This window comes from Paenibacillus sp. PK4536 (genome assembly GCF_028594455.2).
In the GTDB taxonomy this organism is placed as follows: Bacteria; Bacillota; Bacilli; order Paenibacillales; family Paenibacillaceae; genus Saccharibacillus; species Saccharibacillus nuruki.
Genome location: NZ_CP126313.1, coordinates 702,620 through 724,305 on the forward strand (window position 1 = coordinate 702,620; position 21,686 = coordinate 724,305).

General features: G+C 40.4%; 21 protein-coding genes. 9 read left to right on the forward strand and 12 right to left on the reverse strand.

Annotated elements, in window-relative coordinates; genetic code table 11:
• Positions 1–21: 21 nt before the first annotated feature.
• The 4 genes from PO903_RS03335 to PO903_RS03350 form a co-directional block, all read right to left on the reverse strand.
• Entirely contained in the window at positions 22–1,494 is a 1,473-nt protein-coding gene (locus tag PO903_RS03335; RefSeq protein ID WP_273592587.1) for a catalase, read from the reverse strand.
• A gap of 150 nt (positions 1,495–1,644) precedes the next feature.
• Positions 1,645–2,469, reverse strand: coding sequence for a winged helix-turn-helix transcriptional regulator (locus PO903_RS03340; protein WP_069327731.1), 825 nt, complete (start codon positions 2,467–2,469; stop codon positions 1,645–1,647).
• The gene (locus PO903_RS03345; RefSeq protein WP_069327730.1) at positions 2,445–2,840 is read right to left on the reverse strand and encodes a Fur family transcriptional regulator; all 396 of its coding nucleotides are present in this window, start codon (positions 2,838–2,840) and stop codon (positions 2,445–2,447) included. Before PO903_RS03345 ends, PO903_RS03340 begins: the two co-directional genes overlap by 25 nt.
• A 577-nt stretch (positions 2,841–3,417) precedes the next feature.
• Entirely contained in the window at positions 3,418–4,359 is a 942-nt protein-coding gene (locus PO903_RS03350; protein WP_069327784.1) for an aldo/keto reductase family protein, read from the reverse strand.
• Positions 4,360–4,610: 251 nt separating this feature from the next.
• Here PO903_RS03350 and PO903_RS03355 point away from each other — a divergent pair, with 251 nt between their 5' ends.
• Complete coding sequence (locus PO903_RS03355) at positions 4,611–5,741, forward strand: AI-2E family transporter (protein WP_273592588.1); 1,131 nt, start codon at positions 4,611–4,613, stop codon at positions 5,739–5,741.
• Positions 5,742–5,826: 85 nt separating this feature from the next.
• Here PO903_RS03355 and PO903_RS03360 read toward each other — a convergent pair whose 3' ends face one another.
• Together PO903_RS03360 and PO903_RS03365 are read right to left on the reverse strand one after the other, a co-directional pair.
• Positions 5,827–6,414, reverse strand: coding sequence for an NAD(P)H-dependent oxidoreductase (locus tag PO903_RS03360; RefSeq protein WP_273592589.1), 588 nt, complete (start codon positions 6,412–6,414; stop codon positions 5,827–5,829).
• Positions 6,415–6,477: 63 nt separating this feature from the next.
• Positions 6,478–6,903, reverse strand: coding sequence for a MarR family winged helix-turn-helix transcriptional regulator (locus tag PO903_RS03365; protein ID WP_273592590.1), 426 nt, complete (start codon positions 6,901–6,903; stop codon positions 6,478–6,480).
• A gap of 151 nt (positions 6,904–7,054) precedes the next feature.
• Here PO903_RS03365 and PO903_RS03370 point away from each other — a divergent pair, with 151 nt between their 5' ends.
• Entirely contained in the window at positions 7,055–7,372 is a 318-nt protein-coding gene (locus tag PO903_RS03370) for a YtxH domain-containing protein (protein WP_069327726.1), read from the forward strand.
• A 102-nt stretch (positions 7,373–7,474) separates the two neighbouring features.
• Here the strand turns inward: PO903_RS03370 and PO903_RS03375 are convergent, their stop codons facing one another.
• Complete coding sequence (locus PO903_RS03375) at positions 7,475–8,305, reverse strand: SDR family oxidoreductase (protein WP_273592591.1); 831 nt, start codon at positions 8,303–8,305, stop codon at positions 7,475–7,477.
• A gap of 51 nt (positions 8,306–8,356) precedes the next feature.
• A complete protein-coding gene (locus PO903_RS03380) occupies positions 8,357–9,106 on the reverse strand; it encodes an SDR family NAD(P)-dependent oxidoreductase (RefSeq protein WP_273592592.1) in 750 nt (249 codons plus the stop codon).
• 106 nt (positions 9,107–9,212) lie between these two features.
• Here PO903_RS03380 and PO903_RS03385 point away from each other — a divergent pair, with 106 nt between their 5' ends.
• Together PO903_RS03385 and PO903_RS03390 are read left to right on the forward strand one after the other, a co-directional pair.
• Complete coding sequence (locus PO903_RS03385) at positions 9,213–9,656, forward strand: MarR family winged helix-turn-helix transcriptional regulator (protein ID WP_069327723.1); 444 nt, start codon at positions 9,213–9,215, stop codon at positions 9,654–9,656.
• Between the two features lie 74 nt (positions 9,657–9,730).
• Entirely contained in the window at positions 9,731–10,411 is a 681-nt protein-coding gene (locus PO903_RS03390) for an ArsR/SmtB family transcription factor (RefSeq protein ID WP_273592593.1), read from the forward strand.
• Between the two features lie 93 nt (positions 10,412–10,504).
• Here PO903_RS03390 and PO903_RS03395 read toward each other — a convergent pair whose 3' ends face one another.
• On the reverse strand, positions 10,505–11,389 hold the full coding sequence (locus tag PO903_RS03395) for a DMT family transporter (protein WP_273592594.1): 885 nt from the start codon (positions 11,387–11,389) through the stop codon (positions 10,505–10,507).
• A gap of 219 nt (positions 11,390–11,608) precedes the next feature.
• Here PO903_RS03395 and PO903_RS03400 point away from each other — a divergent pair, with 219 nt between their 5' ends.
• The 5 genes from PO903_RS03400 (at position 11,609) to PO903_RS03420 (ending at position 16,295) form a co-directional block, all read left to right on the forward strand.
• Positions 11,609–12,538: a phosphate ABC transporter substrate-binding protein gene (locus tag PO903_RS03400; protein WP_069327720.1), complete on the forward strand. Its 930-nt coding sequence runs from the start codon at positions 11,609–11,611 to the stop codon at positions 12,536–12,538.
• 148 nt (positions 12,539–12,686) lie between these two features.
• Positions 12,687–13,613, forward strand: a complete 927-nt coding sequence (pstC, locus tag PO903_RS03405) for a phosphate ABC transporter permease subunit PstC (protein ID WP_069327719.1) — start codon at positions 12,687–12,689, stop codon at positions 13,611–13,613.
• Positions 13,610–14,539 (forward strand): phosphate ABC transporter permease PstA, encoded by a 930-nt coding sequence (pstA, locus tag PO903_RS03410; RefSeq protein ID WP_069327718.1) that lies wholly within the window; start codon positions 13,610–13,612, stop codon positions 14,537–14,539. The genes pstC and pstA overlap by 4 nt, the downstream gene beginning before the upstream one ends.
• Before the next feature lie 44 nt (positions 14,540–14,583).
• Positions 14,584–15,339, forward strand: a complete 756-nt coding sequence (pstB, locus tag PO903_RS03415) for a phosphate ABC transporter ATP-binding protein PstB (protein ID WP_069327717.1) — start codon at positions 14,584–14,586, stop codon at positions 15,337–15,339.
• Between the two features lie 149 nt (positions 15,340–15,488).
• Entirely contained in the window at positions 15,489–16,295 is an 807-nt protein-coding gene (locus PO903_RS03420; protein WP_273594617.1) for a TraX family protein, read from the forward strand.
• A gap of 250 nt (positions 16,296–16,545) precedes the next feature.
• Here PO903_RS03420 and PO903_RS03425 read toward each other — a convergent pair whose 3' ends face one another.
• The 3 genes from PO903_RS03425 to PO903_RS03435 all read right to left on the reverse strand — a co-directional run bounded on the left by PO903_RS03425 (position 16,546) and on the right by PO903_RS03435 (position 21,615).
• Positions 16,546–19,458, reverse strand: coding sequence for a glycoside hydrolase family 3 protein (locus tag PO903_RS03425; RefSeq protein ID WP_273592596.1), 2,913 nt, complete (start codon positions 19,456–19,458; stop codon positions 16,546–16,548).
• 233 nt (positions 19,459–19,691) lie between these two features.
• Positions 19,692–20,843 carry a toxic anion resistance protein gene (locus PO903_RS03430; RefSeq protein WP_273592597.1) on the reverse strand — a complete coding sequence of 384 codons (1,152 nt, stop codon included), beginning with the start codon at positions 20,841–20,843 and terminating at the stop codon, positions 19,692–19,694.
• A gap of 64 nt (positions 20,844–20,907) precedes the next feature.
• Positions 20,908–21,615, reverse strand: coding sequence for a hypothetical protein (locus tag PO903_RS03435; RefSeq protein WP_069327714.1), 708 nt, complete (start codon positions 21,613–21,615; stop codon positions 20,908–20,910).
• Positions 21,616–21,686 lie beyond the last annotated feature (71 nt).

Sequence of the window (21,686 nt, forward strand, 5' to 3'; positions counted from 1 at the left end):
GTCATCTGTTGTAAGTGATGATTACGATCTCATTTGCCCCATAAATTCACTGATATCAATGCCTAATCCTTGTGCTAGACGCATACCATATTCACGGTCAGCACGGATAAAGTTACAGATTGCCAGCAATTGAGTATCTTTTTTAACCTCTTTTAAATCATTAACCAAATTTTGCAATAAATTCTCTTTTTCTTGAGCAGTATATGAACGATATTGATCTCCTGCTTGAGCAAAATCATCGGTTTTGGCAATTTTCTGACGGGTCACATGTCCTTGTTCCAATTCTACTTCAGAATCACGGTAATGCGGATCTTCTGTAGGGCCATCGGTATAGCTGTTAGGCTCGTAATTATACGTAGATGTATCTTGCTTGATATTCATCAATCCATCTCGTTGTTGATTACGAACAGGTGCATACGGACAGTTAATTGGAATTTGAAGATAATTGGTTCCTAGACGGTGACGTTGTGTATCTGGATAAGAGAACAGACGACCTTGAAGTAATTTATCTTCAGAAGGCTCAATCCCTGGAACCAAAGCACTTGGTGAAAAAGCAGATTGCTCGACTTCAGCGAAAAAGTTATCTGGATTGCGATTGAGTGTCATCGTTCCGACCGTATGCAAAGGAAATTGATCTTCAGGCCATACTTTCGTTGGATCTAGCGGATCAAAAGCATAATTATCGATATCTTTGGGCTCAATAAATTGGACTTTCAATGTCCATTCCGGGAACTCGCCTTTTTCAATATGTTCAAACAGATCACGGGTGGCATGATTGAAGTCTTTACCTTGTTGCTTTTCAGCATCGTCAGCCGTGAAAGTACGTACACCTTGGGCTGTTTCCCATTTGTATTTAATATAAGTCACTTTACCCTCAGCATTAATCCATTTGAACGCATGAACACTGAATCCATCCATTTCACGATAATTCGCTGGTGTACCATGATCTGAAAATAACCATGTCATCATATGCGTCGATTCAGGCGTAAGTGTCATAAAGTCCCAATAACGTGCCGGTGTTTGTAGATTGGTCTGCGGATCAGGCTTGAGTGAGTGAACCATATCCGGGAATTTCATTGCATCACGGATAAAGAATACAGGCAAATGGTTACCTACGATATCGTAGTTGCCTTCTTTGGTATAAAATTTAACAGCAAATCCGCGCGGATCGCGTGCTGTTTCGGGTGAACCTACACCATGAATAACTGTTGAAAAGCGTACAAAAACAGGTGTTTCTGTGCCTACTTCTTGTAAAAATTCAGCTTTGGTGTATTCCTTCATACTTTGATCGACACGGAACACTCCATGAGCGCCTGCTCCACGAGCATGAACAACACGTTCTGGAATACGTTCACGGTCAAAGTGAGCGATTTTTTCTAGCAAATGATAATCTTCTAGTAAAGTAGGTCCTCGACGACCTGCGGTACGGGAATTCTGATTGTCCCCTACAGGTGCACCCTGGTTGGTCGTTAGACGGTGGTCGTTGTTTGTCATTGTTAGAAATCATCCTCTCATCATAAATGGTCATCAATCTAATTTATAATTAGACTCATTCCAAAAGATTAGATTCATTCTAACATCTACCCTTACCACCATTCATGAGTTACCTATGAGCCTTCGATGAAGAAATGATGAAGAGCTCCCTTAATCTGCCAATCGATAACCTACGCCACGCACAGTTTCTACATATTGCGGTGCAGAAGCATTATCACCGATTTTTTTACGTAGACTTTTTACATGAACATCAACAACATTACTACCGCCAAAAAATTGAGTGCCCCAAATTTCGCTCATCAAATCTTCACGAGACAATACGCCGCCTTCGCTTTCGATCAGCATAAGTAATAGATCATACTCTGTTTTGGTGAGTTCAATACGCTGTTGTGCACGATGAACGGTCATTTTTTTGCGATCGATCCATAGGTCTTTGAAAACAGTGCGATGTTCGGTATCTCCTGTTGCAGGTGCCGCAGGGCGATTGCTTCCAGCACGAATCACACGTTCTACATGATACAGTCCTTCTTGCGGACGTGCAGGCCAGACTAACAATTCTTCTTCTGCCCATTCGTTCAGATCCGTCGTTAACATATCTTCACGCACAAGGAACAATGTTGGTAAATGAGAATTTTTCTCACTAAACTGTAACTTAGCAGACTCAATATCTTGAGCACCTGATGAAGAAATCAGATCAAATATAAACAAATCAGCACTGATTGCGCCTGCACCATTACTTTCCCAACGGTGAAAAACCATAACATCAAAACAACTATCTGATAGTGTACGTGTTAATTCATGTACGCGGCTTGGTGCTGGACTGATAATAACCACTCGTCTTGTAATCGGGCAAGAATGTGCGATAAGATCGGCTGCATTACGCATATTACGTTCAGCTACAGACCAGTTCATTAATGTATCTGTTGTTCCTAAATGATAATCATTATCAATTATTTTCGTGATTTGTTTCGACATTCTGTGCACACTCCTCTAAATACGACATGAGCATGGTGTACATCATATCCTGTTTCTTCGGCTACGGCTGCATACCATTCTACAGGTGCGTCTGTCATCACTTCATCTACAGCTCCACAGTTTTCACATACGATGTGTTGGTGATCATCCATTTTGCCATCATAACGACTTGCGGCTTCACCTAATTTTAATTCGCGAATCAAATCTTTATCTGATAAATATCTTAAAGAGTTATATACCGTCCCATATGCAAAATTATGACCACGCTCTACTAACCGATTCATAACATCAGCAGCAGTCGGGTGATCCGCAGCTTCGCAGACGATTTCATATACAGCTTTGCGCTGTGTCGTCAAGTTGATTGTTTTCATTTGGATCATTCCCTTAATTTGATTTTAGAATAAGTATAAATCCATTTAAAATTATGGTCAATAGTTTTGCAGACAATTCTGAGAATCATTATCATAAATTGGGCGGATTTGAGGCTTAAAGAGGTGCATTTAGACGGTATTAGGTAAGTGACGCTACGGCAATCGTTATTCTTGTCGTCGCTGGTAGAACGGAATCCCTTGATGTACCGCTTTGCGGTGGGGATTACGTTCTAAAGGCGAACGCTCCGCTCTTTCACAATAATGATTGCCTCCGCTGGCGTGGGATATCACGTTGGGTATTGAAATGAGTGTAGGGCAAAACCTGAAATCTTGGGTGGGAGGGGAGCAGGGTAAATATGATGTTGGTTAATTAATTTTGCTACCTCTTGGCTCTTACCTCTTACCTCTTACCTCTTACCTCTTACCTCTTACCTCTTACTTATATTATCGGTGACGATTTGGGAATTATTTGATATTAAGATATTTGAAATTAGGACATTGAGGGTTATGTATATAGTTAAACTAAAAAGCCTTCCATAACGCGGAAGGCTTCAAAGGGTTATAGATTGAGTTTATTTTAGACGGTTAATACTTTTTCGATGGCTTCGATGACGTCGGATGTAAGTTGGATGCCGGATGCGCTGGCGTTTTGTTTGACTTGTTCAGGACGACTGGCTCCAACGAGTGCGCTGGATACATTTTTTTGACGCAAGATCCATGCTAGTGCTAGATGAGTTAAAGGTATCCCTGCTTCATCAGCGATTTTTTGCAATTGTCCGATTTGAGATAGTTTTTCGTCGCTAAAGCGGTCATCATCCCATTTGAGTTTAGCGGCACGGCTATCGGATGGAATATCGGTTTTGGATGTATATTTACCTGTCAATAATCCTTGGGCAAGCGGTGAATAGACGACTTGTCCGATACCGTATTTCTCACCAAGTGGAATGACTTCTTCTTCTATATAACGGTTAAACATATTATAGACTGGTTGATTGACAACAATACGATCTAGCAAATAACGATCTGCTACACCCACCGCCGCTTGCATCTGAGCAGCTGTCCACTGACTGACACCTACATATAATACTTTGCCCTGACGAACAAGATCATCGAGTGCACGTAATGTTTCTTCGATCGGTGTCTCTGGGGAAAAGCGGTGGCAATAATAAAGATCAATATAATCATGCCCTAGACGTTTAAGACTGGCATGACATTGTTCGGTAATATGTTTGCGGGATAGCCCTTTGTCGTTCGGTCCATCGCCCATATCGCCAAATACTTTGGTTGCCAGTACATACGATTCACGAGGATAGTCTTTAAGTGTAGCACCTACCACTTTTTCAGCTTCTCCACGCTCATAGACATTTGCAGTATCAAAAAAGTTAATCCCTAAATCATAAGCTTCACGAATCGATTGAACCGCATTTTCTTTTTCCACATATCCTCCGTAAGTGAGCCAACTGCCCAGGCTAATTTCACTTACTTTCAAGCCACTACCACCTAATCTGCGATAATTCATTGTCATTGTAGATATGCCTCCTTGGATATGTAGTTATTAATAACGCTTACAAATGATTGCTTTTTTATTTTACCTTTCTCCAGAGATTAAGCAAGCATATTGCGGTTTATATAGTAAGATAGACCCAAATGAGAACTTTCATAAAGCTTCCATTGATGCATCCAACTCATTACTTTTTACGTATGAGTGTATAGGGAATATACAAAGATTCTACATATTGGCCATTTAAGATTCTGAAGGAGGATTTATCTATGCTACAAAGACGCTTTTTCCGTATAGGTGCCGGGGTTGCGCTTATGCTCTTGATTGTCTATTTAGGAACACTGGTTGACTTTATTTTTACCCCAATCGCTTCGTTAATTAGCCTCACCATCGTTCCACTGTTGATCACAGCTTTTCTATACTATCCACTACGTCCACTCGTTAATTATTTAGAAAAAAAGAAGTTAAAACGTTCTTTATCTATTTTATTGATGTATCTGGCGGTTATTATCGTTTTAGCCATCTTTTCTATTATCGGCTGGCCGACATTACGAGATCAGGTCTCAAGTTTTATCGAAAATGCGCCTAGATTTACACAAAGTATTATTACGCAGATCCAGCTATTACAACAGAATCCAACGATTCAGCAATATATCCCTGCTGAAAACAATCAAGAGTTGATTGCTAAATTAACAGAATATTTGAATACGATCTTTGATTGGTTATCGGTTCATATTTCAAGTATGTTCTCCTTTATTTCTAACTTTGTACTTGTTGTGGCTACCGTGCCTATTATGTTGTACTACTTGCTTAAAGATGACAAACGGTTGTCACCTCAATTGCTCAAACTTTTTCCAGCTGGTCATAAAGAAGATGGAAAAGCGATGTTGGATGAAATGGATGATTCACTAAGTAGCTTTATTGCAGGTCGAGTACTGGTTAACTTGGCACTATGTGTGCTTCTGTATATTGGTTTCTTGATTATTGATCTACCATATTCATTATTACTTGTATTTTTAGCTTTCTTCTTAAACTTTATTCCTTATATCGGTGCCATTTTGTCTGCTGTTCCGGTAGCGATTGTGGGTTTGATCGAATCCCCTGCTATGGGAATCTGGGCAATCGTGATCGTGATTATTGCGCAAATGATACAAAATAACTTGCTTGAGCCGATTATTTTCGGGAAGCAGTTGGATATTCATCCGTTTACGATTGTTGTGCTCTTATTAGTAGGTGGAGACATGGGTGGTATTCTGGGAATGTTGCTTGTTATTCCATTGTATATGGTTGTGAAGATTGGGATCGTGCATATCTATGGTATGTATTTGAAAGATAAAATGAATCATAATTTCGAAGATAATCCGAACAAACCGAATAACGATTCTATTTTTAAATTGTAATCCCATCATAAAAGACAAAAAACGAGCATCCTGTTGCATCAGGAGCTCGTTTTTTGTTTTTTCCTACTATAGTATAAGAAGCATTTTATGAATTAAACGCAGTCGTTACTGTTTCTTCGACCTGACGCAATACATTTTCCAATTGAGCTTCATCCGCATAAGGCGCACTACCGAAGATCAAATGCCCTACACTTTCAATGCCTACGAATCCAAAGATTCCTGTTGTCGATGTGATTTTGAGACCATCGGTCATACCCACTTGATCATAGATTTCATTCGTCTGACCATGCGTATTGATAATAAGCCCTTTTTTACCAGTAAGCAATTGTGCAATTCCTGTTTCTCCATAACCATAAGCAAATCCGTAAGCAAATACACGATCTACATAGCCTTTCAAAATAGCAGGAAGACCTGTCCACCAGATCGGATAAATAAAGGTAATTGCGTCAGCCGCAGTAATGTATTCTTGCTCAGTTTTGATATCTGCTGGTGTATTACCAACTTTCATCGCTTCTGTGTCTGCTTCTGTTAATACTGGTTGGAAATTGAGTGCATATAGATCACGAACAACTACTTCATGCCCTTGCGTTTCTAAGGTGTGTACCATTCTTTTCAAAATAGCTTGATTAGTACCTTCTTGATGGGGATGAGCAAATACGATTAAATGTTTCATGAATGACATTCTCCTTATTAGATAGATATCTATATATTTTTATAAAAAAAGGCTCTCACCATCTCAAAGCCCTGAGTACACGCGTTCTAATAAATACTCAAATTGTTCTTGTTCCTGTTCACTGAGACGACCATAGACTTTATGATTGATAGCTTCAGATACTTGATTGAAGATAGGCTCTAATTCCCATCCTTTATCTGTTAAATGAACCATCGTTATGCGCTGATCTTGATCATCTTTGAGACGCTTTACATAACCTAACTTCTCAAGTTTGTTGACCAGTACGGTAACGGTTGGTTGAGTACGATGCACTTTCTGTGCTAGCGTGTTAACAGATAAGCTACCTTTTTCACTGTACAAAAAGCAAAGGATATCTCCATGAGAAGGAACAACATCTGTAATATTGTTCTTTGCTAACTCTGTGATAATCAGCTTGTTAACGTCGTCGCGAATTTTAGAAATGATTGCACATGCGTTGTAATTTAACATAATTTTATATTACATAGATATCTATGTATTTGCAAGTATTATTTATTATGATCTTATTTCTATGAATTATTCTGAAGAATGAGTGTAATATTCTTCTGACTGGGTAATAATACAGTAAATACTAAATTGCTAAGATAAGGGGTCGACAATTATGGATAACGAATCTACAAAATCAATTATTACAGGTGCAATTGCTGGGGCATTAATTGGTGCAGGAACAGCACTTCTATTCTCTACTCCACAAGGTGAAAAAATTCGTACTCGTGTAGCAGAATTGACTGATCTTGTTGTTGAGAACGCTCCAATGTTGAACGAACGTGGACATGTTCTTGCTGAAAAAGGTCAAGAAGTTGTGGGTATGGTTAAAGAATCTTTAGATGGTGTTAAAGATTTGAAAGATGAAGCTCAATCTGCAACTCAAGAAGTTAAAGGCGAAATTCAAGGCTTCAAAAACTCACATACAAGCTAATTGCAATTTATACATTTCAATACCAAAAAGCCCCTCTATGTTAAATAGAAGGGCTTTTTTGATTATCAAAGAGGGTTTTATCGTATATACAGGTTACCTATTTTATGATGTAAAGTAATGTCCTTGTTCTAGATCTTCAAGTAATGAAGGATGTGTCGGTTGCCATCCTAAGATTGCTTGAGTGGATTGACTAGAGCGAGGAATATCCAAACCCGCAAGCGCTCCAAGAAAACCAAAGTGATCTTGTGCTTCTTCCTGTGCAATACTCACTACAGGCAAATCCAAATGTTTGCCAATTATAGTGGCTATCTCTCGAAAAGCTATTCCTTCGTCGCCTACCCCATCTAACCGCGAACCTGCTTCAGCCTGTTCTAAAGCAAGCCGGTATAAATGAGCTGCATCCAGTCTGTGTACAGCAGGCCAACGATTATTGCCTTCTGCGATATAGGCTGAAACCCCTTTGGTTCTAGCAATCTCAATAAGCTGTGGTATAAAGCCAGTATCTCCTTCACCATGAACAGAAGGGCAAAGTTCGATAATCGATGTGCGCACTCCACGTTTCGCTAATGATAAAGCGACATTTTCAGAAGCAATTCCGTTAAAATGAGCTGTAGTCACAAATGGCTTGCCAGAGCCTTCAAGTACCGCTCCTATCGCTTCAATCACTTGTAGATCTGTTGCAAGAGCACCTTCAAAATCTGAAAAATCATGTTTAAACGCTAAATGAATGACGCCGTCTGCACTAGCCACTCCTTGTTGTAGACGATCTGCCTGATCAATATCTCCCTGATACGCTTCAGCACCAGCTTCTTTTAATAATTGAGCACTCCGATCTGAGCGAGCTAGACCGACGACCGTATGACCAGCAGCAATAAGCTCACGAACAACAGCAGAACCGATATATCCTGTAGCTCCTGTGACAAAAACATGCATAATCTTATTCTCCTCATCTAATGAACGATTGAAATAATATTCCTAGACTATTTACCAGGCTACTACACCATTCTCATCTGAAAATGTTCCTGTGGGACCATCTGCTCCAATAAGCGCAAGACGAACAGCTTCACGAGCGCCTTCTTCTACACTACGTGTACCTGCAAAGTTATTCAGTGCTGTTGAGGTAAATCCAGGACAAGCAATATTCACTTTAATCGGAGTCGATTCCAAAGCGAAAGCAAAAGCAAGGGTGATCGCATGAAGTGCTGATTTGGAAGCAGAATACGTGCCGAACATGGCTCGATGCGGATTATCTGGATTGGAATTCCATGTTAGCGATCCGCCAGAGCTACCGATATTCACAATTCGTCCTGCTGGCGCTTGATGTAGAAGTGGCAACATCGCTTGCGTCAGAGCAATCACACCGAATACATTCGTTTCAAATACCACCCGAATATCTTCAATCGGTGCTACCGTCAACAGACCGGATTGCACGCTTGCTGGAAAAGCCCCATCTGCTTTGCCTGGGTGGGAGATACCTGCATTGTTAATCAACACATCAAGACGACCATATTCACGCTGGATATGCTCGGCAGCGGCTGTAACGGAATTAGCATCTGTTACATCCAATTGTAGCGCATGAGCATCCTTCCCTATGCTATTTGCAGCTGTTTCACCATTCTCCAACTGACGTGAACCGACCAGTACCGTAAACCCTTTAGCCACCAGATCTTTTGCAATTTGAAGACCAATTCCTTTATTCGCTCCACTCACCAAAGCAACCTGTTTATTATTCATGAGGATCTCCTTTGTACTGATAAATGTATTTTTATAGGTTGACGTGTCAACCTGAATACAATTTAACACGTTGAAGTTGACGTGTCAACCATGTTATTATACTTTTATGGATAATCACGAGATCAATCAAGAAGAAATGAAAATATGGCATATGTGGAAAGGTACTTTTCATACCATTTTCGGACGTGTCGTTAAAGAAATGTCGGATCACACCGGGCTATCAGAAAGTGACTTTGGAATACTGGATCGATTGATTCTTTTGGGAGAAGGCAAACTTCGTCAACAAGAACTCGCCGATTCTATGGATTGGGATAAAAGTCGGTTGTCTCATCATCTAAAACGTATGGAAAAACGTGAGTTAGTGGTACGAAATCCGCTTGATACCGATCGTGGTGTTCAAGTTGAGATTACATCTGAAGGCAAATTAGCACTGGATAATGCGCGTCCTTTTCTCTTCAAAGCGATACGCAAACATTTTTTTGAACAACTAACAGATCAAGATATTGAGGTTATTACCAAGTTAGCTGAAAGAACTAAAGAAGACCTTTAGGCATAAAAAAAGGCAAAAAGAAGCATTAGCACATTCGCTTCTTTTTGCCTTTTTGATACGGAAAGGAAGATGTTATGAGTATTAATCCCAATATCGCTGAAGTCGCTTCTTTGTTAGCAGAACCTTCACGAGCAACGATACTGACCAGTCTGATGGATGGACGTTTTCATACAGCAAGTGAACTGGCATTGATGACTGGTATTACGCCACAGACGGCTAGTTTTCATTTATCCAAATTAATTGAAGGACGACTGATTACTTTTGAAAAGCATGGACGGCATCGGTATTATCAGTTAGCGAATCAGGATATTGCTTCTATTTTGGAGTCCTTTCTAACCCTATCTTCTCCGCCAGAAGTCCGTTCGCTGCGTCAATCCAGTCAAGTGCAATCGTTACGTGAAGCCCGTACTTGTTATGATCATCTAGCTGGCAAATTAGGTGTAGATCTGACCGATGCAATGCTTGCGAATCAATATATCACTACAGGCGAGACTGAATTTATCGTTACCGCTAAAGGTGAAGTCTTTTTTGCACATTTCGGTCTCGATTTGTATATGCTCAAGCGCAAACGACGTGCTTTTTCTCATGCCTGTCTGGATTGGAGCGAACGCCGACATCATTTAGCAGGCGCTCTGGGACAAGGACTGATGCATCAACTGTTTGATCTTGGATGGATTGTACGTGTTCCTTCTATTCGTGCTGTTCAAGTTACAGAGCAGGGTGCTCAAGGTTTTAAAAGTGTATTTGATCTGTAAATCATAGATATACTACTGTACGTTTGCGTTAGAAATGCTTATCCTACACGACTTCTATCCAAAAAAACGTACAGTCTGATCTATAGATAACGTCTATTTTATAAGCTTTGCTGATCTCTTTTTAGATTGAAATTGCCGATTCACCAGATAAATGCCTACTATAATAAATAATCCTCCCACAATACTGGAAAGATACAACGTCTCTCCTAGCAATAACCAGCCAGATAATACGCCGAAAAAAGGAGCTAAAAACAAAAAAGAACTCGTTTTACCGGGATCGCCATGTTGAAGGACATAATACCAGACTGCAAACTGAACAATCGAAGAAAAAATACTTAACCATAGCAAGATCAAGATCGACTCTTTATTCCAGACAAAAACAGGATCTTCTAATAGTAGACTCAGTAGTAGTAAAATAATGCCTCCGCATAACATCTGATACGCAGACAATACCCATGTATCAAACAACATTCCCCACTTTTTCACCAGCAAAGTAGCCATCGCCCAGAATACGGCTGAACACAACCCGAATACAATGCCTATTTTCCATTCAATCTGCGCTCCAACAGTAATGCTCACACCGATCACGCCCAATACAACACCGATCCACTGATACCATTTGTACCGCATACCCATAAAGATCGTACCCAGTACAACGACTAATAATGGATTGGTAAATGTTAAGATCGACGACTCACCCGCAGTAATTGTGCGTAGACTTATAAATACACAACCCATTACCCCTGCTGTCTGCAAAGCACCAATCAGCCCCATTTTCAGCCAAATCGTAAGGCTTTGAGGATGAGGTCTTCGCAATACCAGCACAATCACTACCATAATGATTCCTGCTAATACAAACCGTAAACCCGCCAAAAAAAACGGTGAAGCGTAATGTAGCCCTATTTTTCCGACTGCAAATGAAGAACCCATCAAAAAAGTGGTTAACACAATCAGCGCTGAAAATTTCCAAATATTCATCTCGACTCTCCTGACTTTGCTCTATTCTCTCGACTCTGCTGATTATAATTGCAAAACATTTCAAACATGATCGAAGTATGGAATACATTATTCATTATAATTTTAATACAGAGTTTACAAAACTCGGACTTACACCTAACATTGCCACCCTACAATAAGTGAGTAGTCAAAAAAAACATAAACGTATGGTCCTTTAATTAGGGGGAGGAGATTTAAACGATGTCTAGAAAACTGCCAATTTTATTATTTACACTGACGATGATTCTTGTGCTTGCTGCTTGTGGTTCTAACACAGGTACTACAGGGTCAGGGTCAACAACTGGTACTACAGGAGAAGCTTCCACAGGTACAGAACTTAGCGGGTCCGTGCTTGCTGTAGGATCGACTGCATTGCAACCATTGGTTGATCAAGTCGCTCAGAAATTCATGGCAGATTCAAAATATGCTAACGTCTCCGTTCAAGTACAAGGTGGCGGTAGTGGTACAGGTTTAACTCAAGTATCCGAAGGTCAAGCAAACATTGGTAACTCTGATGTATTTGCAGAAGAAAAATTAGATGCTGATAAAGCAAAAGAATTGGTTGATCACCAAGTAGCAGTTGTAGCGATTGCAACAGTAGCTAACGAAGCAGCTGGTGTAACGAACTTAACAAAACAACAATTGGTTGATATCTTCACAGGTAAAGTGAAAAACTGGAAAGATGTTGGTGGTAAAGATCAAGCGATCGTTATCGTTAACCGTCCAAGTAGCTCCGGTACTCGTGCAACTTATGAGAAATTTGCTTTGGGTCAAAAAGTAGAAGATTTAGCGGGTTCGATTCAAGAAGATTCTTCAGGTACAGTTAAGAAATTAGTAACTGAAACACCTGGTGCAATTGGTTACCTAGCTCTTTCTTACCTTGATGATAGCCTTAAAGCTATTCAATATGATGGCGTAGATGCTAGTGTTGAAAATGTTGAAAGTGGTAAATATCCTGTCTGGGCTTACGAGCACATGTATACAAAAGGCGAGCCTGATGCAGCAACTAAAGCTTTGCTTGATTACATGTTGACTGACGAAGTACAAAACGGTGATGTTAAAGACCTTGGATATATCTCTATCTCTGGTATGCAAGTAAAACGTGATGTTGAAGGTAAGATCACGAAGTAATGAATGAAACATTCTGTGAAAAGAGGAAACTTACGTTTCCAAGGCAATAGCTGGAAGAGGCGGACTATCCGCCTCTCTTTTCACGTTTAATATAGCACAAAATTTTCTAATCATTACCATTTAAGTTTAAGAAAAGAGGTTTTAACGTATGGAGCAATCCAACACAACTCCAAGAGAAGCACGGAGGCGCGCCTGGCCTATGGAAAAGCATCGCGTAGAAGACTGGATCGGTAGAATCTACACGTCTATCTGTGTCGTATTTCTGATTGCTGTTATTATATCTATTGTTTATTTTGTAACATCTAAAGGTGTGGCTACCTTTGCAGTCAACGGCGTAAGTCTTAAAGAGTTCTTCTTGGGTACGAATTGGAATCCTCAAGCAGACACTCCTTCTTTTGGAGCATTACCGTTTATTACAGGTTCATTTATGGTTACTCTGTTAGCGGCATTGATCGCTAGTCCACTGAGTATCTCGGCAGCTTTATTTATGACAGAGATTGTGCCTAGCTTTGGGAAACGTATCCTTCAGCCAGCGATCGAATTGTTATCAGGTATTCCTTCAGTTGTATACGGATTTATCGGTTTAAGTGTTATTGTCCCGTTTCTACGTGAACATGTAGGCGGGCAAGGAATTGGGATTGGCGCAGGAGCACTGGTATTGTCGATTATGATTTTGCCAACCATTACGAGTGTTGCTGCGGATGCTCTCGCTTCTCTGCCACGCGGATTACGTGAAGCTTCTTATGCACTAGGTGCTACACGCTGGCAAACGATTTACCGTGTTGTTTTACCAACGGTTATGCCTGCATTGTTAACTGGTATTGTACTGGGTATGGCTCGCGCTTTTGGTGAAGCTTTGGCTGTACAGATGGTTATCGGTAACTCACCACATATCCCTACATCCTTACTGGAATCTGCTTCAACTCTAACCAGCGTAATTACACTGGGTATGGGTAACACAGCGATGGGATCGATTCAAAATAATGCGTTGTGGAGTATGGCGCTTGTCTTGATGTTGATGACATTTGTCTTCGTCTTGATTATTCGTCTACTTGAAAGGAGAAACCGGTTATGAGCACAGTAAAAGTCAATCAAAAAGCTAGAAAACGCGCGAAAGCTACAGATAAACTGGCTACTGTGCTCATCGTTACTTTTGCTATGGCGATTGTAGCGATTCTTCTTGGATTACTTGGTTTTATTTTATTCCGTGGTCTAGGGCATATCAGTTGGAACTTCTTAACCTCTGTTCCACAGACGATGCGTGCTGGCGGCGGAATAGGGCCTCAATTATTTAACTCATTATTCCTATTATTCTTAACGATGCTAATTACCGTTCCTTTAGGTCTTGGAGCAGGTATTTACATGTCTGAATATGCAAAGCCGGGTAAACTAACTAACTTTATCCGTCTAGTGGTTGAAGTGTTGTCTTCATTCCCTTCGATCGTTATCGGTTTGTTCGGATTATTATTACTTGTAAATACATTCAATCTTGGTTTCTCTTTACTATCCGGTGCACTTGCACTAACGATCTTTAATTTACCGTTGATGGTACGGATTACGGAGCAAGCTTTTGCAGGTGTACCGAAAGAGCAAAAAGAAGCAGGGCTTGCACTGGGTCTGTCCAAGTGGAAAATCATCACTTCGATTATGTTGCCTGTAGCGATTCCGTCTCTTATTACAGGTACGATTTTAGCGTCAGGTCGTGTATTTGGTGAAGCAGCAGCTTTGCTTTTCACAGCAGGGATGAGTACTCCACCACTAGACTTTACGAACTGGAACCCATTTAGCCCACGTTCGCCAATTAACCCTCTTCGTCCAGCTGAGACATTAGCGGTATATATTTGGAAAGTAAACAGTGAAGGTATTGCTCCAGATGCTACACAGATCGCAGCAGGTGCTTCAGCTGTACTTGTAATCATGGTGTTAATCTTCAATCTGTTAGCACGTTTCTTGGGACGTACTCTTTATCGTTATATGACAGCTTCAAGACGAATGAGTTAATATGTGATCTGGTTTGTAGGGTGAATTAAAGGAGGAATTTCTCAATGGCATTACCTTTTAGTACAGAAGATTTAAGTATCTATTATGGCGAGTATCAAGCCGTTAAAAATATAAGCATGTCGTTCCCGGCACAAAGTGTAACTGCACTGATCGGCCCTTCAGGTTGTGGTAAATCTACATTTCTTCGTTCATTGAATCGAATGAATGATGAGATCGCAGGTTCACGTACAACAGGACATATCTGGATGGATGGGATTGATCTTACCGCATCTTCTACCGATGTGATCAAGCTTCGTCAACGGATTGGTATGGTATGGCAACGTCCTAACCCATTTTTCAAATCGATCTATGAAAATATTGCATTCGGTCCACGTTATTATGGCACCAAAAACCGTAAACAACTGGATGAAATCGTAGAGTCTAGCCTACGCAAAGCTGCACTATGGGATGAAGTGAAAGATCGGTTAAAAGAATCTGCGCTTTCTTTGTCCGGTGGACAGCAACAACGTCTTTGTATCGCACGTGCATTATCGGTTACACCACAGATTTTGTTATTGGATGAACCGGCTTCTGCACTTGATCCTGTATCGACAGGTAAAGTAGAAGAATTGATCAGTGAACTCAAAGATGAATTGCGTATCGTTATCGTAACTCACAATATGCAACAAGCAGCACGAGTATCGAATTATACAGCTTACTTCTACTTAGGTAAATTGATGGAACACGGAGAAACGGATACGATCTTCACCAATCCAACACAACAATCCACTCAAGATTATATTATGGGACGCTTCGGATGAAGCGTCTTTTTTTATGTCTATATCTTCTATACATACGAACAGAACCTTAAACGGTATGTAAGGAAAGTTTAAGGTAAATCGATAGTTTGGATCTACGTCTGTCCTTTATGCTTGAGTCATCTATTAAAGGACGGTGACTGATATTGTCTATGCTCACACTTCGTAAAGGAATAACACTGAATCATTTTCAGCTTAAATTACTGGGAATATTATTCATGGTTTTTGATCATGTGCATCAATTTTTCTATATCGATGGAATACCAATGTGGTTTACATGGCTAGGTCGAATTGTTGCGCCTATTTTTTTATTTTTAAGTGCAGAAGGATTTCATTATACGCGTAATCGGTTCAAGTATTTACTGCATTTGTATATTGGATTTGTCGGGATGAATATCGTAAGTCAAGGATTGCAAACTACTTTCCCTTCAGACCATATGCTGATCAATAATATTTTTGGAACGTTATTTCTAGCGGTGCTTTATATGCTGATGATTGATCGATTGATCCAAAGTATCAGGCATCATCGCTGGTGGAATATGCTAGGTACAATAGGACTGATGATGATTCCTGTTCTTTTGAGTTTTGTAGCGATTAGTCTATTATCGCAAGAACATATTTCGTCATGGAGTCTTTATATTATGTATGTATTACCTATACCTATATTGGTTGAAGGTGGGTACTTCTTTATTTTACTTGGCGTCATGTTCTATGTATTACGCAAATATCGTATCGGGCAAATAATTTTTTTCGTTTTATTTTCGCTGATGATAGGCTTGCTATCCGGTGCTTCTCTACTAGATTTGGATACTAATTTTCAATGGTTAATGATCTTCGCTGTCATTCCACTTTCTCTCTACAACGGTGAAAAAGGACGTAGTATGAAATATTTCTTCTATCTATTCTACCCTGCTCATATTTATTTCCTTTATATCCTGGCTTATTATATTCAACGTTGATCCAAAAGATACAAATAACGGATATCGTTCGTCTTATAATCAAGAACGATATCCGTCTGAGTAATGAAGTTCAATAAAGTTTAGTCTATTTCTTAACCATGTGGAGGTGATCTTATGGCTGATCGCTTTATTTTTGCAGGTGTTATTATTGTCGTCGTGGTGATTGCACTTGTTGTCGTTGCTGAACTACCGATTTATCAATTTAATCAAATGCCACGTTAACTACTTGTATAGATCATGGCTCACAATATTATTCAGAGGATGCTCCGAATTGGAGTGTAGAGATGCGCACACCTTTTGAAAGTTTGAGGTAGACATCATGTTTTCCAGTCACACCTGTGATAGATGTCTGCTCTGTACTCCAATGCTGTTCTCCAGATGCACTCGCAAGCACAATAGCACCTACACTTGCTTGATCTACCTGATCCAATGCAATCTCTATCTTCGCTTGATCTTGGGTCGTCGCCATTCGAACCTCAACGTGTTCTACACCTGTACCAAAATCGACATCTTGAAAAAGTATCCATGCCTCATCTGTGATCGCTTCGATGACTGCTCCGCCTTCTTTGGATTCGCCCAGCTGTACATGATGATAGTTATCGTAATTCACAGCTTGTGTAGTAAACGTGAGATCACGCGCAGGAATCACTTCTCCATTGACTTTGATACTCATTTGCTGAGCAATATCTGCTGAAGAACGTCCGATCATCAATGTATACGTACCTGCTTCTACACAATACAGATCACGTGTTACATCCCAGAATGATAGTTCTTTCACAGGTATCGTAAAATGCATGGTCTGTGATGTTCCAGCTGCTAGATGTATACGGCGGAAGGCTTGCAACGTTTTGATTGGACGCTTCACACGCGAATGATCAGCATGTGTATACAATTGCACCACTTCTTCGCTATCCATCTCGCTGATATTTTTGACCTGTACCGATAATTCGATCACTTCGTCCACTTCTAATTCAGACGAGACCACTTGAATATCACTATACTGGAAGGTCGCATATGTTAACCCATGACCGAACGGATACAATACATCTCCTTCAAAATACTGATACGTTCTACCTGTGCGGATAATATCATAATCTCGAATATCACTCAGTTGTTCTTCTGAACGATACCATGTCATATTCAGGCGACCTGCTGGAGCATAATCTCCGTATAATACATCAGCTACCGCATTTCCTAATTCTTGCCCTACATGAGATAAATAGATAATCGCAGGAATATGTTCTTCTACCCACTCCATCGCAAATGGATAACTTCCCACCACTACGACTACGGTATTAGGATTCGCTTTGTATACTTCTTGTACCATGTGGAGTTGGGATGCCGCTAATTCTAAGCTTGGACGATCAATCTCTTCTTTACCATTAATCAATGGATTGTTGCCGACAAATACGATAGCTGTTTCTGATTCTTTGGCTGCTGCGATCGCTTGCTCTAATCCATTCTCAACGATTGTCTTTTCAAAAGAAGCATGTTCGTCTAGCGATTCCGGTGTGTCTATGATCGTTAATTGTCCGGAAGTCGGATTGACCGAAACAGTTTTACCATTCCAGGTTGTTATAGCTGTCGTTCCATTCGCTTGAGGCTGAAGCCCAAATACTTCTTTTACAAACCAACCATATGCTTCATCAGCAGAAGCTGTCACGATGCCTTGATCATCATTGCTTGTCCAATATTTATGATTAGGCGCACGTAGCGTATAACTGCCGAATCCCCAATCAGACAATTCGAATACAGTCTGCTCTGTTGTAGACTCGCTAGCAGCACTCAGTACACCTGTAATCGGTTTGTTCGATTGAATATCATTAGGATTAGCTGATGTGACTGAAGCTGTTACAGACTCTTGTACAGGATCAGGTTGGATCGACAATGGTACTCCTGTTGCTGTCGACGTTAAAGTAATTCGATCATTACCATCTTGATATGATACTTTGCTATTCACTTTCTGTTGAATACCTTCAAGTGCAGTAACGGCATAAGGTAATGTACCAGAGTACCAATCACGATAGACTGCATTTCCCAGTTCACCGATCACAGCTACATTTCCAGTGGCTGTTTTGGATAATGGTAATGTCTGATTGTCATTTTTGAGGAGTACGATCGACTTGCGTGAAGCTTCAAGGGATAATGCTTTGGCTTCTGCGGTCATCATAGCTTCTTCGCCGATATGAGCATACGGATTCAATTCCGCAGGATCGAATTCACCAAGCAGAAAACGAACACGGAATGTGTTAAATAATGCTTGATCGATATCTTCAAATGTAAGCTGGCCATTCGCCAAAGCTTCACGCAAAGCTGTTTTGGATAATTCAGGATCATCAGTAATACTATCTATTCCTGCTTTGACCGATTCGGCAACACCCGGGGTATGAGAGTCATAATAATGATGATCATTTTTGATACCCATCACATCGCCTGCATCGCTAACGATAAATCCGTCCATTCCCCATTCGCCTTTAACCACTTCATTCACCAGTGGATGTAAAATAGCTGGCGTTCCATTGATCGAATTATAAGCCGTCATCATCGACTTTGCTCCGCCTTCTACAAAAGGCTGTTCAAATGCTTTTAGATAATATTCACGCATATTCCGTGGATCGATACTGGAAGAACCACTGCCCCGTTCCACTTCATTATTATTGCCAAGAAAATGCTTTAACGTAGCTACAGCTTTGAGATATGTAGGATGATCTCCTTGAATACCTTGCACTAAATGACTGGTTAATTCTCCTGTTAACTTAGGATCTTCTCCATAAGCTTCTTCGTTACGTCCCCAGCGTGGATCACGTTCCATATCTACCGTCGGTGCCCATAACGTTAGACCATTCACTTCTGGATTGCGTTTGTAGACTACACGCGCTTCATCTGAGATTACATTACCGATTTTTTTCATCAATTCAGCATCCCAAGTACAGGCTAATCCTGTCGGTTGCGGGAAAAAGGTAGCTTCACCTAGCCATGCGATTCCATGTGCCGCTTCTGTACCGTGTTTATATCCGCCTAGACCTAGACGTTCAACAGCAGGCTGATATTGCAACATGGATTCAATCTTTTCTTCATCGTTCAAGCGAGACACCAAATCGTGTACACGTGTATCAATATCTAGCGTATGATCTTGAAATGGGTGTTTCTGAGTCTGTTCCATATTATTATATCTCCTTTAAGTTTATCGTTATTTCAGTGAACATTGGAAGGTTATTTCATTTTATTTTGTCTTTCTTTTCGTACCTCATTGTTATATTAAAACAAACTATTTCTAAAAGAAAGCCCTTACATACCAAATCACCCATGAGTAATTAGCGTAATAATTAGTGATGCCATACAAACAAAAAAAGAACAGTTTCCTCTGTAAAGGGATACTGTTCTCAGTGACTTTTTTTATTTTAACAAATCAGATAATGGATCACGTGCAGGCGATGAAGCCGTATGGGAAGACGGTAATGAATTGGATGGAGAGCCTGTGATCGAAGCGATCGGATCTTTGTTAACATCTGCGCTATCTAAGCCTAGACGCTTGGTCATCATATCGTTAATACCGGATAATTTGACCGTATAATCTTTACAGCTTGCAATAATATCACGGTTCGATTGTTCCGAGTTATCCAGTGCAGACATCAGATCATTGATCGCTTGATTGACTGAATCCAATGACATTGCAGGCTTTTTGAGTAGTTCAGCCGAACGTTCACTATTCACTTTGAGCATTTCAGCATTGCGCTTGAATTGATCTTCGATCGTCTGGTTTACACTTTCTACTGCATTCGCTACACGTTCTTGATCTTCGATCGCCAGCGCAATCATCGCTGAAATTTTGATCAAGTTCGCGGCTTTGTAGACCGAATCATTGACCGAATCAATCAATTTGTCATTCGTATCATTCACGATATCGGTTGCAGCAATTGCTTGGTTAAACAGCATAATATTTTCAGTCATGGATTGAATACGAGTGACCACTTTACGTAGACCCCGTTCTAAGTATACTTTGCGAGGAGCATTTTCAGGCTTCTGAATTTCAGCTTCAAATAAATCTTTAAGCTTGTTACCCATCTCAATCTTATATTGGAGTTGATAAATTTCTTCTAATGAATTGCGTTTGAGTGTACGCATACTGATCATATTTTCTTCCAGATTATCTTTACCATCTCGAAGTCCGATTACGATCGCATCTACATTTGTTTTGACAGACTGGTATTTGTATACATAATTTTTGATAGGAGATTTACGCAACAATTTACCAAATAATCCTACGTTTTTACTTTGCTGTAATTCTTCACACTCGTTACGAAGCGATAGGATCAAGTTAGACACTTCTTTGGACTTGCCGCTCATAAGATCATTGACCGGACGGTCTAGCATCTGTAGCGTCTGTCCTGCACGCTCTTGCGTCTGCATACCGAGCTTACCCACTTCATCCATCAGTGTATCTAACTGCATCTGATCCGCTTGCGATACCCGCTGAATAATCATAGATGCTTCTTGCATGACTTTGTGTTCGTCTTCTTTTTTTAAAGTAATAGGTTGACTTGCCATAAGTTCTTCCTCCTTATTATCAATAAACATCTTCTTCATACTGAAATAGATATTGTACCGTCAATCAGGAGTAGCGTTGGTGAAGAAGTTCTGCCCTTGTCTGTAACTCCATCAAGTCTTTATGTTCTATCGTTTTGACGATATGTGTAATTCGGCTATCTACATCTCGAATACCATCGAGTAATACACGTCTATTTTTGGACTTGGCTTCACCACTGAGTCGCAAAAAGGGATTAATGATACTGTTTAAGTCCTTCAGCACCAGTCGTTTTACCGTATGGTTGATCTCATCATTATGAAGCTCACCTAGCATCGGCAATACGCGTTGTAATCGTAAAAACAACGAACAGGACTTTTCAACAATCTCATTATCCAGATTGTCTTTCTGCCCTTCAGAGATGACCATATCTTCTAATACCGCTAAATATTCTAGCACCGGCTGAAAAATCGGAGGTACGGCTTCTTGTTCCACAACAGGTGTAGGGCTAGAGGAAGATAGACGATTGGCAGGACGTTCTTCTGTAAGGGTCGGCACAAGAGGTTGATCGGTTGTAAGCGTGTCTTGTACATGAACAGGTTCTGCGAGTGGTTTCTCTAGATTAGCGGTAGGATTACTGCTTAGCTTCGCCCAGACCACACCAGCTAACGTCCCTACAACCGGGAAGATTAATGTAATATAGTCTTCTGTAAACCAAAATCCTGCTAATATTCCTGCTAGATAACCTACGATACCACCTACGGTTGATTTACCAAACGTTTTCCAAAACGTCATTACGGTTCGCCTGCCTTTCGTCTAAAATCACAATGCACTATTGAATAACATATCTAATAACATACGTTTTA